Below are 16,134 nucleotides of genomic sequence, written 5' to 3'. Positions count from 1 at the left end.
GGCGCAAAAGCGCCGTTTTTTACTGCGTGACGGGAGGATTACTCCTGGAGGTCACCGCAGAAACGATAGCCTTCACCATGGATCGTGGCGATGATTTCCGGCGTATCAGGCGTAGATTCGAAATGTTTACGAATACGACGGATGGTTACGTCAACGGTACGATCGTGTGGCTTCAACTCACGACCGGTCATTTTCTTCAGCAGTTCTGCACGGGACTGGATCTTGCCCGGGTTTTCGCAGAAGTGCAGCATCGCGCGGAATTCACTGCGCGGCAGTTTGTACTGCTCACCGTTCGGGCTAATCAGCGAACGGCTATTGATATCAAGTTCCCAGCCGTTGAATTTGTAGCTATCGACGCTACGACGCTCTTCACTGACCGTACCCAGATTCATGGTGCGGGACAGCAGGTTGCGTGCACGAATGGTTAACTCGCGAGGGTTGAACGGCTTGGTGATGTAGTCATCCGCGCCGATTTCCAGACCAAGAATTTTATCAACCTCGTTGTCACGGCCTGTCAGGAACATCAACGCGACGTTCGCCTGTTCACGCAGTTCGCGCGCCAGAAGAAGCCCGTTTTTGCCCGGCAGATTGATATCCATAATCACCAGGTTGATATCATTTTCAGAAAGGATCTGATGCATCTCTGCGCCATCGGTCGCTTCAAAGACATCGTAGCCTTCTGCTTCGAAAATGCTCTTTAACGTGTTGCGTGTTACCAACTCGTCTTCAACGATAAGAATGTGCGGGGTCTGCATGTTTGCTACCTAAATTGCCAACTAAATCGAAACAGGAAGTACAAAAGTCCCTGACCTGCCTGATGCATGTCGCAAATTAACATGATCGGCTTAACGTGACTAAAGTACGTAATTGCGTTCTTGATGCACTTTCCATCAACGTCAACAACATCATTAGCTTGGTCGTGGGTACTTTCCCTTTGGACCCGACAGTGTCAAAAACGGCTGTCATCCTAACCATTTTAACAGCAACATAACAGGCTAAGTGACACCGGACACCCAATAAAACTACGCTTCGTTGACATATATCAAGTTCAATTGTAGCACGTTAACAGTTTGATGAAATCATCGTAGCTGAATGCTAGCCTTTGTCACAATTTTTCAATAAACCAACTAGTTGCGGACATTGATTGATAAACGGTACGAATCCAATCGGAAAAGAGTATTCATAAGGTCATTATCATTACAAAACATAAGGATAATGGACTTCTGTTAACATTCTAACTGATTGTTCAGCCACAAAATAGTTTAGCTTTTTTTAATTGTTATGAAACGCTATTTCGGTGATTTGTGTTGCAAAATTGTAAATTCGTGCTGCGTAATATGTTGAAGTGAATCACATTTTTACCTGCTAACTGATTAAAAAGAGAGCATAAATGCATCTGTCGATTGTGCTGGTGGCACCAGCAAGAGCTGAAAATATTGGCGCTGCGGCGCGTGCCATGAAGACCATGGGTTTTACCGATTTGCGTATCGTAGACAGCGCGGCGCATCTGGAGCCTGCTGCGCGATGGGTGGCGCACGGTTCGGGTGATATTCTCGATAATATAACCACTTACGCTACGCTCGCTGAGGCGCTGCACGATATTTCGTTTACCGTCGCGACGACCGCGCGCAGCCGGGCGAAGTTTCATTATTACGCCACGCCTGCTGAACTGGTGCCACTACTGGAAGAAAAAAGCCAGTGGCTGGAGAAAGCCGCGCTGGTGTTTGGGCGAGAAGATTCCGGGCTAACTAACGAAGAACTGGAACTGGCTGACGTCCTGACGGGCGCGCCGATGGTGGCGGATTATCCGTCACTCAATCTGGGGCAGGCGGTGATGGTGTACTGCTATCAATTAGCATCCTTAATACAAATTTCTCAGCCGCCAGCGTCAGTAACGGATGAAAACCAGCTGGCGGCGCTGCGTATTCGTGCAGATAAGCTTCTCGAGCAACTGGGCGTCGCTGACGATCAAAAAATGGTGGACTGGTTACAGCAGCGCCTGGGGCGTCTTGAACAGCGCGACACGGCAATGCTGCACCGATTGCTTCATGATATTGAAAAAAAATTAGCCGAGTAAAATAGTGTCATAGGTTTTTATTATGGCCGATCCTGCTGATGTCTGGGGTTGCATCTGGGGTATTCCGATGAAAATAAATCTGCACGCAGCGGGACGTGAGAATGTCCCGAATTGTGATCAAATTAAAAATTCATTGACTTAAGGTGTCCGATCCTTTAACCCTAAAAGAATAGAGCACAGACAGATAATAATGACAGAGTACACAACATCCATGAAACGCATCAGCATCACCACCATTACTACAACCATCATCATTACCACAGGTAACGATGCGGGCTGACGCGTACAGGAAAAACAGAAAAAAGCCCGCACCTGAACAGTGCGGGCTTTTTTTTCGGCTAAAGGAAATGAGGTAGAACCATGCGAGTGTTGAAGTTCGGCGGTACATCAGTGGCAAATGCAGAGCGTTTTCTGCGTGTTGCCGATATCCTGGAAAGTAACGCCAGGCAGGGGCAGGTTGCTACCGTGCTCTCTGCCCCGGCAAAAATCACGAACCACCTGGTGGCGATGATTGAAAAAACCATCGGTGGCCAGGATGCACTTCCGAACATCAGCGACGCCGAGCGTATCTTCGCTGAACTGCTTCAGGGGCTGGCAGACGCCCAGCCTGGCTTCCCGCTGGCGCAGCTGAAAACCACCGTTGAACTCGAATTTGCCCAGATTAAACATGTCCTTCACGGTATCAGCCTGCTGGGTCAATGCCCGGACAGCATCAACGCGGCGCTAATTTGCCGGGGTGAAAAACTCTCTATCGCCATCATGGCGGGCGTGCTGGAAGCGCGCGGTCACCACGTGACGGTCATCGATCCGGTTGAAAAACTGCTGGCTGTGGGACACTACCTTGAATCCACCGTCGACATTGCCGAGTCGACACGCCGCATTGCGGCGAGCAAAATCCCGTCTGACCACATGATCCTGATGGCAGGCTTCACCGCCGGTAACGAGAAGGGCGAACTGGTGGTGCTGGGGCGTAACGGCTCTGACTACTCCGCTGCCGTGCTGGCGGCCTGTTTACGTGCAGACTGTTGTGAGATCTGGACTGACGTTGATGGTGTATATACCTGCGACCCGCGCCAGGTGCCGGACGCCAGGCTGTTGAAGTCGATGTCGTACCAGGAAGCGATGGAGCTTTCCTACTTCGGCGCCAAAGTGCTTCACCCACGTACCATCTCCCCGATTGCCCAGTTCCAGATCCCTTGCCTGATTAAAAATACCGGTAATCCGCAGGCGCCGGGTACGCTGATTGGCGCCAGCGCTGATGAAGATGACCTGCCGGTAAAAGGCATTTCGAACCTTAATAACATGGCGATGTTCAGCGTCTCTGGCCCGGGTATGAAAGGTATGGTTGGCATGGCGGCACGCGTGTTTGCGGCCATGTCCCGTAATGGGATCTCCGTGGTGCTGATCACGCAGTCTTCTTCCGAATACAGCATCAGCTTCTGCGTCCCGCAGGGCGATTGCCTGCGCGCCCGTCGCGCGCTGGAAGAAGAGTTCTACCTGGAGCTGAAAGAAGAGCTGCTGGAGCCGCTCTCTATTCAGGAGCGTCTGGCCGTGATCTCCGTGGTAGGCGACGGCATGCGCACCCTGCGCGGAATCTCCGCCAAATTCTTTGCCGCCCTGGCGCGGGCCAATATCAATATCGTGGCGATTGCCCAGGGCTCATCAGAGCGTTCAATTTCCGTTGTCGTGGATAACGATGACGCCACTACCGGCGTGCGCGTGGTGCATCAGATGCTGTTCAACACCGACCAGGTGATTGAGCTGTTCCTGGTGGGCGTCGGCGGCGTCGGCGGCGCGCTGCTGGAGCAGGTAAAGCGCCAGCAGGAGTGGCTTAAGAAGAAACATATCGATTTGCGCGTCTGCGGAATTGCGAACTCGAAAGCGTTGCTGACTAACGTCCACGGTCTGAACCTGGAAAACTGGCAGGCGGAACTGGAAGAGGCGAAAGAGCCGTTCAACCTGGGTCGTCTGATCCGTCTGGTGAAAGAGTATCACCTGCTTAACCCGGTGATCGTCGACTGTACCTCCAGCCAGGCTGTGGCCGATCAGTACGCGGATTTCCTGCGCGAAGGTTTCCATGTGGTGACGCCGAACAAAAAGGCCAACACCTCGTCGATGGATTACTATCACCAGCTGCGTCTGGCGGCGAGCAAGTCGCGCCGCAAGTTTCTGTATGACACCAACGTGGGCGCAGGCCTGCCGGTCATCGAGAACCTGCAAAACCTGCTGAACGCGGGCGACGAACTACAGCGTTTCTCCGGCATCCTCTCCGGCTCCCTGTCGTTTATCTTCGGCAAGCTGGACGAAGGGATGAGCCTGTCGGAAGCCACCCGCGCCGCGCGCGAGCTGGGCTACACCGAGCCGGATCCGCGCGACGACCTCTCCGGTATGGATGTGGCGCGTAAGCTGCTGATCCTGGTGCGCGAAACCGGCCGCGAGCTGGAGCTTTCGGATATCGTGATTGAGCCGGTGCTGCCAGCAGAATTTGATGACAGCGGCGACGTCAGCGCTTTTATGGCCAGGTTGCCGCAGCTTGACGACGCCTTTGCCGCCCGCGTTGCGAAAGCCCGTGATGAAGGTAAGGTATTGCGCTATGTTGGCAATATTGAAGAAGACGGCGTCTGCCGCGTGAAGATTGCCGAAGTGGATGGCAACGATCCGCTGTACAAGGTGAAAAACGGCGAGAACGCCCTGGCGTTCTACAGCCATTATTATCAGCCACTGCCGCTGGTACTTCGCGGCTATGGCGCAGGGAATGATGTGACGGCGGCGGGCGTGTTTGCCGATCTGCTGCGTACCCTGTCATGGAAGTTAGGAGTTTAAGATGGTTAAAGTATATGCCCCGGCTTCCAGCGCCAATATGAGCGTCGGATTTGACGTGCTGGGCGCGGCGGTTACGCCGGTGGATGGTTCGCTGCTGGGCGATACGGTAACGGTTGAGGCGGCAGAGCGCTTCAGCCTGAATAACGTCGGCCGTTTTGCCAGCAAGCTGCCGCCTGAACCGCGTGAGAATATCGTTTATCAGTGCTGGGAACGCTTCTGTCAGGAGATCGGTAAAAACGTGCCGGTCGCCATGACGCTGGAAAAGAGCATGCCGATTGGTTCGGGACTCGGCTCCAGCGCCTGCTCGGTGGTCGCCGCGCTGGTGGCGATGAATGAGCACTGCGGCAAGCCGCTGAACAACAGCCGCCTGCTGGCGCTGATGGGCGAGCTGGAAGGGCGCATCTCCGGCAGCATTCATTATGATAACGTGGCGCCGTGCTTCCTTGGCGGCATGCAGCTGATGATTGAAGAAAATGGCATCATCAGCCAGCAGGTGCCAGGGTTTGATGAGTGGCTGTGGGTGCTGGCCTATCCGGGCATTAAGGTTTCTACCGCCGAAGCGCGTGCGATCCTGCCGGCGCAGTATCGTCGTCAGGACTGTATCGCCCACGGGCGTCATCTGGCGGGCTTTATTCATGCCTGCTACACCCGACAGCCGCAGCTGGCGGCGAAACTGATGAAAGACGTTATTGCCGAGCCGTATCGCACGAAGCTGCTGCCGGGCTTTAACGAAGCGCGACAGGCATCCATGGATATCGGCGCACAGGCGTGCGGCATCTCCGGCTCCGGCCCAACGCTGTTCGCCTTATGCGACAAGCCAGACACCGCGCAGCGCGTGGCGGACTGGCTCTCTAAACACTACCTGCAAAATCAGGAAGGCTTTGTTCATATTTGCCGTCTGGACACGGCTGGCGCACGAGTACTGGGATAACGAATGAAACTCTACAACCTTAAAGATCATAACGAGCAGGTCAGCTTTGCGCAGGCGGTAACGCAGGGTTTGGGCAAAAATCAGGGGCTGTTCTTCCCCCACGACCTGCCGGAATTTCAACTGACTGAAATCGATGAACTGCTTAAGCAGGACTTTGTCACCCGCAGCACCAAAATTCTGTCTGCGTTTATTGGCGACGAAATCCCGCAGGAGCTGCTCGAAGAGCGCGTGCGCGCGGCGTTTGCTTTCCCGGCCCCGGTGAAGCAGGTGGAGCCTGACGTTGGCTGTCTGGAGCTGTTCCACGGCCCGACGCTGGCGTTTAAAGATTTCGGCGGTCGCTTCATGGCGCAGATGCTGACCCACATCAGCGGCGACAAACCGGTGACCATCCTGACCGCGACCTCAGGTGATACCGGTGCGGCGGTGGCTCATGCGTTCTACGGCCTGAAAAACGTCCGCGTGGTGATCCTCTATCCGAAAGGCAAAATCAGCCCGCTTCAGGAAAAACTGTTCTGCACTCTTGGGGGCAACATTGAAACCGTGGCGATCGACGGCGATTTCGATGCCTGTCAGGCGCTGGTGAAGCAGGCCTTTGATGACGAAGAGCTGAAGGCGGCGCTGGGGCTGAACTCTGCCAACTCCATCAACATCAGCCGTCTGCTGGCGCAGATCTGCTACTACTTCGAAGCGGTGGCCCAGCTGCCGCAGGACGCGCGCAATCAGCTGGTAGTTTCCGTGCCAAGCGGGAACTTCGGCGATCTGACGGCGGGCCTGCTGGCGAAATCACTCGGCCTGCCGGTGAAGCGCTTTATCGCCGCTACCAACGCCAACGACACCGTGCCGCGTTTCCTGAAGGACGGAAAATGGGCGCCGAACGCGACGCAGGCCACGCTCTCCAATGCGATGGATGTGTCACAGCCTAACAACTGGCCGCGTGTGGAAGAGCTGTTCCGCCGTAAGGTCTGGCGTCTGGGCGACCTGGGCTACGCAGCGGTGACGGACGAAACCACGAAAGCCATCATGCGCGAGCTGAAAGCGGTGGGCTATACCTCTGAGCCGCACGCGGCGATTGCCTATCGTGCCTTGCGCGATCAGCTTCAACCGGGTGAGTATGGCCTGTTCCTCGGTACCGCCCATCCGGCCAAGTTCAAAGAGAGCGTGGAAGCGATCCTGGGTGAAACGCTGCCGCTGCCAAAAGAGCTGGCCGAGCGCGCCGACCTGCCGTTGCTGTCCCATGAGCTGCCCGCAGACTTTGCCGCACTGCGTAAGCTGATGATGACCCGAGCGTGAGTTTATTGCCCGGTGGCGGCTACGCCTTACCGGGCCTGGAACATTTCAGAAAGTAGGCCGGGTAAGGCGAAGCCGCCACCCGGCTTTTTTATGGAGAAAATAAGGAGAAAAACAGCAGGAAAAAAGCAGAAATTCCCAATAAATGCGGTCACTTAGGGTTTAGGATTGCAGAGAATAACATCCACCGTTCCCATCACGTACTCTCCTTACATCGGCCCACGTTGGGCAAGAAGAATAAGGAGTCACCTATGTCTACACTGAAACCTGCGCTTATCGCGCTTTCACTGATGCTGGTCGCTCCCATGGCGGTGCAGGCAGCTGAGATCACCCTCGTCCCTGCGGTAAAACTGCAAATTGGCGATCGGGATAATAACGGACACTACTGGGATGGCGGCCGCTGGCGCGACCATGACTGGTGGAAAGCGCACTATGACTGGCGCGATAACCACTGGCGTCCGCACGATGAACATCGCGATCGTCACGATCATCACCGTCATGACGATCATCGCCCGGGGCCGGACCGGAAGCACCATTAACACAAACCCCGCCAGCTGGCGGGGTTGTCTTTTATTGCTCGTGACGCTTAAACACCAGCTCGTTTTTTCCTGACGATGCCTCGTCGAAGAAATACCCTTCACTGTTAAAGCCAGTGAGCTGCTCTGGCTTCGTCAGGCGGTTTTGAATGATGAAACGGCTCATCAGACCGCGCGCTTTTTTGGCGTAGAAGCTGATCACTTTAAATTTGCCGTTTTTCTCGTCGAGGAACACCGGCTTGATAATGTTCGCATCCAGCTTTTTCGGCTTCACCGATTTGAAGTACTCATCGGAGGCCAGGTTGATCACCACGTTGTCCCCCTGGGCTTGCAGCGCCGCGTTAAGCTTATCGGTAATGACATCGCCCCAGAACTGGTACAAATCTTTGCCTTTGGCATTTTCCAGGCGGATACCCATCTCCAGACGATATGGCTGCATCAGATCCAGCGGGCGCAGCACCCCGTACAGGCCGGATAACATGCGCAGATGCTGCTGGGCAAAATCGAAATCGGCTTCGCTAAACGTTTCTGCTTGCAGGCCAGTGTAGACGTCACCTTTGAAGGCCAACAGCGCCTGGCGGGCGTTAGCGGGCGTGAAGTCAGGCTGCCACTCATGAAAACGGGTGGCGTTCAGGTCGGCGAGTTTATCACTGATGCTCATCAGCGAAGCGATTTGCGGAGCCGAAAGCTTACGCGCCTCGTGGATCAGCTGTTGCGAGTAGTCCAGCAATTCCGGCTGGGTATAACGCTCAGTGGCGAGCGGGCTCTGGTAGTCGAGCGTTTTGGCAGGTGAAATCAGAATCAGCATATCCAGTCCTTGCAGGAAATTTAGAGCGACTTTAACAAAAAATCGCCCTGAATTGATCGATAGCTGTTATTGCCGCGGCAAATCATCCCAAGTGCCAGGAGCAATTTGTGATTCGATTTCGGGATAGCGTGAGGCGTCAAAGACGGGCTGTACGCCGAGCTTGCGCTGACGCAGATAATCGCGCGCGATCAGCGCCACAACCGGTGAAAGAAGCAAAATTGCCGTCAAATTGGTGATGGCCATCAGCGCCATAATGACATCCGCCAGTTGCCAGATCATCGGCATGCTGAGCAGGCAACCGACAAATACCATCGCCAGCACACCCGCGCGAAGGATGTTGCGGGCCAGACGCGAGTCAACTTTCAGGAAAATAAGGTTGTTCTCGGCATAGATATAGTTAACCACAATAGAACTGAAGGCAAAAAGCCCCACGACAAGGGCGACAAGGCCTGCGCCCCAACCGCCGACGAGGGAGACCAGCGCCTGTTGTACCCAATTAATGCCTGCCGTACTGCCGGATGGATGTTCAACGGCGCCGGACAGCAACATTATCATCGCACTGGCGGAGCAGATAACAATGGTGTCTGTGAAGACGCCAATCATCTGTACAATGCCCTGCGCGGCGGGATGCGGGGGCCAGGATGCGGCCGCTGCGGCGGCATTCGGCGTGGAGCCCATTCCCGCTTCGTTGGAGAACATGCCTCGCTGAAAACCCGCAGTGAGCGCCTGGCTAAGGGTGTAACCCAGCGCGCCGGAAGCCGCTTCGCGCCAGCCGAACGCGCTTTGGAAAATGGTGACGATGACGTTCGGCACCTCGTCGATATGTATCGCGCATACCATCAGGCTGGTTGACACCCACAGCAGCGCCATCAGCGGAACCAGCCACTGCATCAGGCGGGCAACCCCTCTCAGTCCGGTCACAATGGTCAGCAGGGTGAGAAGGGCAAGCGCGCTGCCCGTCAGCCACTCCGGACAATTGAAGGCAAAGCGCAGCGCGTGGGCGACGGAATTAGCCTGAACGGTATTGAAAATAAGACCATAGGCCATCAGTAAAAAGATTGAGAACAGGACGCCCATCCAGCGCATTCCCAGTCCGCGAGCCATATACCAGGCGGGGCCGCCGCGAAATTGACCGTTGCCGTCTTTTTCTTTGTAGAGCTGCGCAAGCGAGCATTCAGCAAAGGAGGTGGCCATACCGATAATCGCCGTCACCCACATCCAGAATACCGCGCCCGGACCGCCCGCGCCGATTGCCAGCGCGACACCGGCCAGGTTACCGCTGCCGACGCGCGCGGCCAGGCTGGTACAGAGCGCCTGAAATGAGGTCAGGCCGCCCGGCTGTGGTGTGACGCTGTTTTTCAGACTTCTGCCAAATTTGCGAATATAGCGAAACTGAATCAGTCCGCTGCGCCACGTAAACCAGATACCTGCTCCTGAAAGCAGGTATATCATGATTGAACCCCAGAGAACTTCGTTAATAAAGAAAAAGAAATCAGGCACTAACGTCCCTCTTGTTGATGCCAACGTGAATATGTAAGCGCTACCACTGATTGTGCATGCTGTTACTTAGCAGCCTGTTAATATTCTGAGTTTATCATACTCTGCCTAAGCGCACTGTCTGCGGTTGCGCTGCCTCTCACTCGTGTTATCATCAGGGCAGACCGGTTACATCCCCCTAACAAGTAAACCTGTCATTTTTCCGCTGCTGGCAGGCTGTCGGTAGTGTGAATTATCCAGGGAACGTTAAAAGAGAAACACTATCATGACGGATAAATTGACCTCCCTTCGTCAGTTCACCACTGTCGTCGCTGACACCGGAGATATTGCGGCAATGAAGCTGTACCAGCCGCAGGATGCTACAACCAACCCTTCTCTGATCCTTAACGCCGCGCAGATCCCTGAGTATCGCAAACTGATCGACGAGGCGGTGACCTGGGCAAAAGCACAGAGCAATGACCGCGCGCAGCAGGTTGTGGATGCGACTGACAAACTGGCAGTAAACATCGGTCTGGAAATCCTGAAGCTCGTTCCTGGCCGTATCTCTACTGAAGTTGATGCTCGCCTGTCCTACGACACCGAAGCGTCTATTGCCAAAGCAAAACGCCTGATCAAACTGTACAACGATGCGGGCATCAGCAACGACCGTATCCTGATCAAACTGGCCTCTACCTGGCAGGGCATTCGCGCCGCTGAACAGCTGGAAAAAGAAGGGATCAACTGTAACCTGACTCTGCTGTTCTCCTTCGCACAGGCGCGTGCATGTGCCGAAGCTGGCGTATACCTGATTTCTCCGTTTGTGGGCCGTATTCTGGACTGGTACAAAGCCAACACCGACAAGAAAGAGTATGCGGCGTCTGAAGATCCAGGCGTGATTTCCGTGACGGAAATCTATGAATACTACAAACAGCACGGCTATGAGACCGTTGTTATGGGCGCAAGCTTCCGTAACGTCGGTGAAATCATTGAGCTGGCTGGCTGTGACCGCCTGACCATCGCCCCTGCGCTGCTTAAAGAGCTGGCAGAAAGCGAAGGTGCTATCGAGCGTAAACTGTCCTACACCGGCGAAGTGAAAGCGCGCCCAGAGCGCATCACCGAGTCCGAGTTCCTGTGGCAGCACAACCAGGATCCAATGGCCGTAGATAAACTGGCGGACGGTATCCGTAAGTTTGCTATCGACCAGGAAAAACTGGAAAAAATGATCGGCGACCTGCTGTAATCATTCTGCGTGACCGGGTTCCCGGTCACGCCTCTTTCCCCCGCCTCTGTCTGAATTTTCTCTCTGCGTGTATCATTCCCTTTAATCAGTACTTTTTGAATGGAATGGATATGACTACCTTACGCATCGGCTTAGTGTCGATTTCTGACCGCGCCTCCAGCGGTGTTTATCAGGATAAAGGCATCCCTGCTCTGGAAGCGTGGCTGGGCAGCGCGCTCACTACCCCGTTTGAGATCCAGACTCGCCTGATCCCGGACGAGCAGCCGATCATCGAGCAGACCCTGTGTGAGCTGGTGGATGAGATGAGCTGCCACCTTGTGCTGACGACGGGCGGAACCGGCCCCGCGCGCCGCGATGTAACGCCGGACGCGACGCTGGCTATCGCCGATCGTGAAATGCCGGGCTTCGGTGAACAGATGCGCCAGATCAGTCTACACTTTGTCCCGACGGCCATTCTTTCCCGTCAGGTCGGGGTGATCCGCAAACAGGCGCTGATCCTGAACCTGCCGGGGCAGCCGAAGTCGATAAAAGAAACGCTGGAAGGAGTAAAATCCGAAGACGGGAGCGTTATCGTCCACGGTATCTTTGCAAGTGTACCGTATTGTATACAACTGCTTGACGGTCCGTACGTGGAAACTGACGGCAACGTGGTAGCAGCATTTCGCCCTAAAAGCGCTCGCCGCGAAACAATCTCCTGAAAATGCTTTAAATGTGACATTAGCGCCAGCCGCAGTAGCGTGTAAATGGATTTACGATATAGTAATTTTTTCTTTACGATTGCTGTAAAAAATAATCCACAACACATGCACAATGGTTCGCTATGTCACATAACACCCGACCTCTGAATCGACAGGACTACAAAACCCTCACGCTCGCTGCTCTGGGCGGCGCGCTGGAGTTTTACGACTTCATCATCTTTGTCTTCTTCGCCGCCGTCGTGGGGGCGCTGTTTTTCCCGGCGGATATTCCTGAATGGCTGCGTCAGGTGCAAACCTTCGGCATTTTCGCTGCCGGGTATCTGGCGCGTCCGCTGGGCGGCATTGTTATGGCGCACTTTGGCGATCTGGTTGGGCGCAAGAAGATGTTTACCCTCAGCATCCTGCTGATGGCCGTGCCGACGCTGGCGATTGGCCTTTTGCCTACCTATGAGTCGATGGGCATTATCGCCCCGTTATTGCTGCTGCTGATGCGTATTCTCCAGGGCGCGGCCATCGGCGGGGAAGTGCCGGGCGCGTGGGTGTTTGTCGCTGAGCACGTCCCGGTGCGCCGCATCGGCATTGCGTGCGGAACGCTGACCGCAGGACTGACGATTGGGATCCTGCTTGGCTCCGTGGTTGCAACCATCATCAATACCAGCATGACGCAACAGGCCGTTCACGACTGGGGCTGGCGTATCCCGTTCCTGCTGGGCGGGGCGTTTGGGCTAGTGGCAATGTACCTGCGACGCTGGTTGCAGGAGACGCCAGTATTTCTGGAAATGCAGCAGCGGAAGGCGCTGGCGCAAGAATTGCCGGTAAAAACCGTAGTAGTGCGGCATAAAAAAGCGGTAGTCGTGTCGATGCTTCTGACCTGGCTGCTGTCTGCGGGTATCGTGGTGGTCATTTTGATGTCGCCGGTCTGGCTGCAAAAACAGTACGGTTTTGCGCCTGCTGTGACGTTACAGGCGAACAGTATCGCGACAATTATGCTCTGCTTTGGCTGTCTGGCCGCGGGACTGGCGGCGGATCGTTTCGGTGCCAGCGTGACCTTTATTGTCGGCAGCCTGCTGCTGGCCGCGTCGAGCTGGGCATTCTACCATCTTGCGGGCAGCCATCCTGAACAGTTGTTCCTGCTGTACGGCATCGTCGGGCTGTGCGTGGGCGTCGTTGGCGCCGTACCGTACGTAATGGTCCGCGCCTTCCCGCCGGAGGTACGCTTCACCGGCATCTCATTCTCTTATAACGTCTCGTATGCCATTTTCGGTGGGCTGACCCCGATTGTGGTCACGGTGTTGATGGGGCTGTCACCCCTTGCACCTGCATGGTACGTGCTGGCGTTATCGCTGATGGGGCTGGTATTGGGGATGTGGCTTCGCCAGTCAGAGGGATGTCGTGCCCGCGACGCGGGCACGACAGAGGGATCAGTTTTTTTCACCAATCGGTAATACGGTGCGGCCGAACTGCTCATTCAGCACTTCACCCATTGCCAGGTAGATAGCGCTTGCGCCGCACACCAGACCGACCCAGCCGGCAACGTGAACGATGCCTTCGTTATCCGCCAGGTGACCCGCGGCAAGCAGAGCGAACAGCACGGTCAGGCTCAGGAAGACGAATTGCAGCGCGCGGTTCGCCTTCAGGGTGCCGAAGAACATGAACAGGGTGAACACGCCCCACAGTCCCAGGTACACGCCCAGGAAATGGGCGTTTGAAGCATCTGCCAGGCCCATTTTAGGCATCAGCAGAATGGCGACCAGCGTCAGCCAGAACGAACCGTAAGAGGTAAAGGCGGTTAAGCCGAAGGTATTGCCTTTCTTATATTCCAGCAGGCCCGCGAAAATTTGCGCGATACCGCCGTAAAAAATGCCCATCGCCAGGATTACGCCGTCCATCGGGAACATCCCGATGTTGTGCAGGTTCAGCAGAATGGTGGTCATGCCAAAACCCATCAGGCCCAGCGGAGCCGGATTAGCCAACTTAGTGTTGCCCATAAGTCCTCAAAAAAATCATCATTAATATGGTGAAATGGTTAAACCCGCGCCAGTTCTCCCTGACGGGGCGCGGCATCATAATGGGCGGCATCGGCGCCGTCTATGATCTCATCGGGGTGAAATTAAAAAATTTTTTATCCTTCCCCCTTGATGGATGCCGTTGTGACCCCATCTTGTAAGCAACCGCAGTGTGTGGACCTGAAAAAATCAAATCTGGGCAGTTGAAAAAGCACGTTCTGCCCTTATTACAGGTACACAACCACATGTTGACTGAATTTTTAGTGGAGACGTTTAGATGGGTAAAATTATTGGTATCGACCTGGGTACTACCAACTCTTGTGTAGCGATTATGGATGGCACTACTGCACGTGTGCTGGAGAACGCCGAGGGCGATCGCACCACGCCTTCTATCATTGCTTATACCCAGGATGGTGAAACTCTGGTTGGTCAGCCGGCTAAACGTCAGGCAGTGACAAACCCGCAAAACACCCTGTTTGCGATCAAACGCCTGATTGGCCGCCGCTTCCAGGACGAAGAAGTTCAGCGTGACGTTTCCATCATGCCTTACAAAATCATCGCAGCCGATAACGGCGATGCATGGCTTGATGTGAAAGGCACCAAAACTGCACCTCCGCAGATCTCTGCTGAAGTGCTGAAGAAAATGAAGAAAACCGCAGAAGATTACCTGGGTGAACCGGTAACTGAAGCTGTTATCACCGTACCTGCTTACTTCAACGATGCTCAGCGTCAGGCAACCAAAGATGCTGGCCGTATCGCAGGTCTGGAAGTAAAACGTATCATCAACGAACCAACCGCAGCTGCGCTGGCTTACGGTCTGGATAAAGAAGTTGGCAACCGTACTATCGCGGTTTACGACCTGGGTGGTGGTACCTTCGATATCTCTATTATCGAAATCGACGACGTTGACGGCGAAAAAACCTTCGAAGTTCTGGCAACCAATGGTGATACCCACCTGGGTGGTGAAGACTTCGATACCCGTCTGATCAACTACCTCGTTGACGAGTTTAAGAAAGATCAGGGCATTGACCTGCGTAACGACCCGCTGGCCATGCAGCGCCTGAAAGAAGCCGCTGAGAAAGCGAAGATCGAACTGTCTTCCGCTCAGCAGACCGACGTGAACCTGCCGTACATCACCGCAGACGCGACCGGTCCAAAACACATGAACATCAAAGTGACCCGTGCGAAACTGGAAAGCCTGGTAGAAGACCTGGTGAACCGTTCTATCGAGCCACTGAAAGTTGCATTGCAGGACGCTGGCCTGTCCGTGTCTGATATTCAGGACGTTATCCTGGTAGGTGGTCAGACTCGTATGCCAATGGTTCAGAAGAAAGTGGCTGAATTCTTTGGTAAAGAGCCACGTAAAGACGTGAACCCGGACGAAGCGGTTGCTATCGGTGCTGCGGTTCAGGGTGGTGTTCTGACGGGTGAAGTGAAAGACGTACTGCTACTGGACGTTACTCCGCTGTCACTGGGTATCGAAACCATGGGTGGCGTGATGACTCCGCTCATCAACAAAAACACTACTATCCCGACGAAACACAGCCAGGTGTTCTCCACCGCTGAAGACAACCAGTCTGCGGTAACCATCCATGTGATTCAGGGTGAGCGTAAGCGTGCGGCGGATAACAAATCTCTGGGTCAGTTCAACCTGGACGGTATTAACCCGGCACCACGCGGCATGCCACAGATCGAAGTCACCTTCGACATCGATGCTGACGGTATCCTGCACGTGTCTGCGAAAGACAAAAACAGCGGTAAAGAGCAGAAGATCACCATCAAGGCATCTTCTGGCCTGAACGAAGCGGAAATCGAAAAAATGGTTCGTGATGCCGAAGCTAACGCGGAATCCGACCGTAAGTTCGAAGAGCTGGTTCAGACCCGTAACCAGGGTGACCATCTGCTGCACAGCACCCGTAAGCAGGTTGAAGAAGCGGGCGATAAACTGCCAGCGGAAGACAAAACTGCGATCGAAACTGCACTGAGCGCGCTGGAAACGTCTCTGAAAGGCGAAGACAAAGCGGACATTGAAGCGAAGATGCAGGAGCTGGCACAGGTTTCTCAGAAGCTGATGGAAATCGCTCAGCAGCAGCACGCACAGCAGCAGGCGGGCGCTGATGCTTCCCAGAACAACGCGAAAGACGACGATGTTGTCGACGCTGAGTTCGAAGAAGTGAAAGATAAAAAATAATCGCCCTGATGCAGGGTAATTAATCGGCACGGGCGTAGGAGTATTCTCCACGCCCGTGCTC

Annotated in this window: 15 protein-coding genes and 1 other annotated feature; of the genes, 11 read left to right on the top strand and 4 right to left on the bottom strand. The window is 54.7% G+C overall.

What is annotated here, in order from left to right; all coding sequences use genetic code 11:
* Nucleotides 1-38: 38 nt before the first annotated feature.
* Nucleotides 39-755, bottom strand: coding sequence for a two-component system response regulator ArcA (gene arcA, locus ACOTZP_RS05790; RefSeq protein ID WP_003856501.1), 717 nt, complete (start codon nucleotides 753-755; stop codon nucleotides 39-41).
* Nucleotides 756-850: 95 nt separating this feature from the next.
* Here arcA and yjjY point away from each other — a divergent pair, with 95 nt between their 5' ends.
* The 7 genes from yjjY (at nucleotide 851) to ACOTZP_RS05755 (ending at nucleotide 7,657) form a co-directional block, all read left to right on the top strand.
* Nucleotides 851-991 (top strand): protein YjjY, encoded by a 141-nt coding sequence (yjjY, locus tag ACOTZP_RS05785; RefSeq protein ID WP_001541509.1) that lies wholly within the window; start codon nucleotides 851-853, stop codon nucleotides 989-991.
* 399 nt (nucleotides 992-1,390) lie between these two features.
* Entirely contained in the window at nucleotides 1,391-2,077 is a 687-nt protein-coding gene (locus tag ACOTZP_RS05780) for a tRNA/rRNA methyltransferase (RefSeq protein WP_038415292.1), read from the top strand.
* A 211-nt stretch (nucleotides 2,078-2,288) separates the two neighbouring features.
* Entirely contained in the window at nucleotides 2,289-2,357 is a 69-nt protein-coding gene (thrL, locus tag ACOTZP_RS05775) for a thr operon leader peptide (RefSeq protein WP_015572623.1), read from the top strand.
* Nucleotides 2,296-2,413: a sequence feature (Thr leader region), on the top strand. It overlaps the preceding gene by 62 nt.
* Before the next feature lie 24 nt (nucleotides 2,414-2,437).
* Nucleotides 2,438-4,900, top strand: a complete 2,463-nt coding sequence (gene thrA, locus ACOTZP_RS05770; protein WP_022646997.1) for a bifunctional aspartate kinase/homoserine dehydrogenase I — start codon at nucleotides 2,438-2,440, stop codon at nucleotides 4,898-4,900.
* 1 nt (nucleotide 4,901) lies between these two features.
* The gene (gene thrB / locus ACOTZP_RS05765; RefSeq protein ID WP_023299286.1) at nucleotides 4,902-5,831 is read left to right on the top strand and encodes a homoserine kinase; all 930 of its coding nucleotides are present in this window, start codon (nucleotides 4,902-4,904) and stop codon (nucleotides 5,829-5,831) included.
* Between the two features lie 3 nt (nucleotides 5,832-5,834).
* Nucleotides 5,835-7,121 carry a threonine synthase gene (gene thrC / locus ACOTZP_RS05760; protein ID WP_421633673.1) on the top strand — a complete coding sequence of 429 codons (1,287 nt, stop codon included), beginning with the start codon at nucleotides 5,835-5,837 and terminating at the stop codon, nucleotides 7,119-7,121.
* Between the two features lie 248 nt (nucleotides 7,122-7,369).
* Entirely contained in the window at nucleotides 7,370-7,657 is a 288-nt protein-coding gene (locus ACOTZP_RS05755) for a DUF2502 domain-containing protein (protein WP_022646999.1), read from the top strand.
* Nucleotides 7,658-7,688: 31 nt separating this feature from the next.
* On the opposite strand, the gene yaaA is transcribed toward ACOTZP_RS05755, so the two are convergent.
* Complete coding sequence (yaaA, locus tag ACOTZP_RS05750; protein WP_199159475.1) at nucleotides 7,689-8,462, bottom strand: peroxide stress protein YaaA; 774 nt, start codon at nucleotides 8,460-8,462, stop codon at nucleotides 7,689-7,691.
* A gap of 66 nt (nucleotides 8,463-8,528) precedes the next feature.
* A complete protein-coding gene (locus tag ACOTZP_RS05745) occupies nucleotides 8,529-9,962 on the bottom strand; it encodes an alanine/glycine:cation symporter family protein (RefSeq protein ID WP_271075381.1) in 1,434 nt (477 codons plus the stop codon).
* Between the two features lie 262 nt (nucleotides 9,963-10,224).
* Between ACOTZP_RS05745 and tal the strand changes: the two genes are divergently transcribed.
* The 3 genes from tal (at nucleotide 10,225) to ACOTZP_RS05730 (ending at nucleotide 13,321) form a co-directional block, all read left to right on the top strand.
* The gene (gene tal / locus ACOTZP_RS05740) at nucleotides 10,225-11,178 is read left to right on the top strand and encodes a transaldolase (RefSeq protein WP_003856481.1); all 954 of its coding nucleotides are present in this window, start codon (nucleotides 10,225-10,227) and stop codon (nucleotides 11,176-11,178) included.
* A gap of 110 nt (nucleotides 11,179-11,288) precedes the next feature.
* On the top strand, nucleotides 11,289-11,876 hold the full coding sequence (mog, locus tag ACOTZP_RS05735; RefSeq protein WP_271075380.1) for a molybdopterin adenylyltransferase: 588 nt from the start codon (nucleotides 11,289-11,291) through the stop codon (nucleotides 11,874-11,876).
* 122 nt (nucleotides 11,877-11,998) lie between these two features.
* On the top strand, nucleotides 11,999-13,321 hold the full coding sequence (locus tag ACOTZP_RS05730; protein WP_023305417.1) for an MFS transporter: 1,323 nt from the start codon (nucleotides 11,999-12,001) through the stop codon (nucleotides 13,319-13,321).
* On the opposite strand, the gene satP is transcribed toward ACOTZP_RS05730, so the two are convergent.
* Nucleotides 13,298-13,864, bottom strand: a complete 567-nt coding sequence (gene satP, locus ACOTZP_RS05725) for an acetate uptake transporter (protein WP_271075379.1) — start codon at nucleotides 13,862-13,864, stop codon at nucleotides 13,298-13,300. The genes ACOTZP_RS05730 and satP overlap by 24 nt on opposite strands.
* A gap of 295 nt (nucleotides 13,865-14,159) precedes the next feature.
* Here satP and dnaK point away from each other — a divergent pair, with 295 nt between their 5' ends.
* Nucleotides 14,160-16,073: a molecular chaperone DnaK gene (gene dnaK / locus ACOTZP_RS05720; RefSeq protein WP_006810169.1), complete on the top strand. Its 1,914-nt coding sequence runs from the start codon at nucleotides 14,160-14,162 to the stop codon at nucleotides 16,071-16,073.
* Nucleotides 16,074-16,134: the final 61 nt, after the last annotated feature.

It is taken from the genome of Enterobacter cloacae complex sp. SYL001, assembly GCF_049237025.1.
GTDB classification, from domain to species: domain Bacteria; phylum Pseudomonadota; class Gammaproteobacteria; order Enterobacterales; family Enterobacteriaceae; genus Enterobacter; species Enterobacter intestinihominis.
Note: the sequence above shows the minus strand (reverse complement) of the source record. Positions and strands in the feature narration are given on the sequence as shown.

Bases quoted from the DNA above. Each gene is read 5' to 3' on its own strand.
- thrA (WP_022646997.1), top strand. From the start codon at position 2,438: ATGCGAGTGTTGAAGTTCGGCGGTACATCAGTGGCAAATGCAGAGCGT.
- dnaK (WP_006810169.1), top strand. From the start codon at position 14,160: ATGGGTAAAATTATTGGTATCGACCTGGGTACTACCAACTCTTGTGTA.
- arcA (WP_003856501.1), bottom strand. From the start codon at position 755: ATGCAGACCCCGCACATTCTTATCGTTGAAGACGAGTTGGTAACACGC.
- thrB (WP_023299286.1), top strand. From the start codon at position 4,902: ATGGTTAAAGTATATGCCCCGGCTTCCAGCGCCAATATGAGCGTCGGA.
- yaaA (WP_199159475.1), bottom strand. From the start codon at position 8,462: ATGCTGATTCTGATTTCACCTGCCAAAACGCTCGACTACCAGAGCCCG.
- ACOTZP_RS05780 (WP_038415292.1), top strand. From the start codon at position 1,391: ATGCATCTGTCGATTGTGCTGGTGGCACCAGCAAGAGCTGAAAATATT.
- satP (WP_271075379.1), bottom strand. From the start codon at position 13,864: ATGGGCAACACTAAGTTGGCTAATCCGGCTCCGCTGGGCCTGATGGGT.
- tal (WP_003856481.1), top strand. From the start codon at position 10,225: ATGACGGATAAATTGACCTCCCTTCGTCAGTTCACCACTGTCGTCGCT.
- thrC (WP_421633673.1), top strand. From the start codon at position 5,835: ATGAAACTCTACAACCTTAAAGATCATAACGAGCAGGTCAGCTTTGCG.
- mog (WP_271075380.1), top strand. From the start codon at position 11,289: ATGACTACCTTACGCATCGGCTTAGTGTCGATTTCTGACCGCGCCTCC.
- ACOTZP_RS05755 (WP_022646999.1), top strand. From the start codon at position 7,370: ATGTCTACACTGAAACCTGCGCTTATCGCGCTTTCACTGATGCTGGTC.
- ACOTZP_RS05730 (WP_023305417.1), top strand. From the start codon at position 11,999: ATGTCACATAACACCCGACCTCTGAATCGACAGGACTACAAAACCCTC.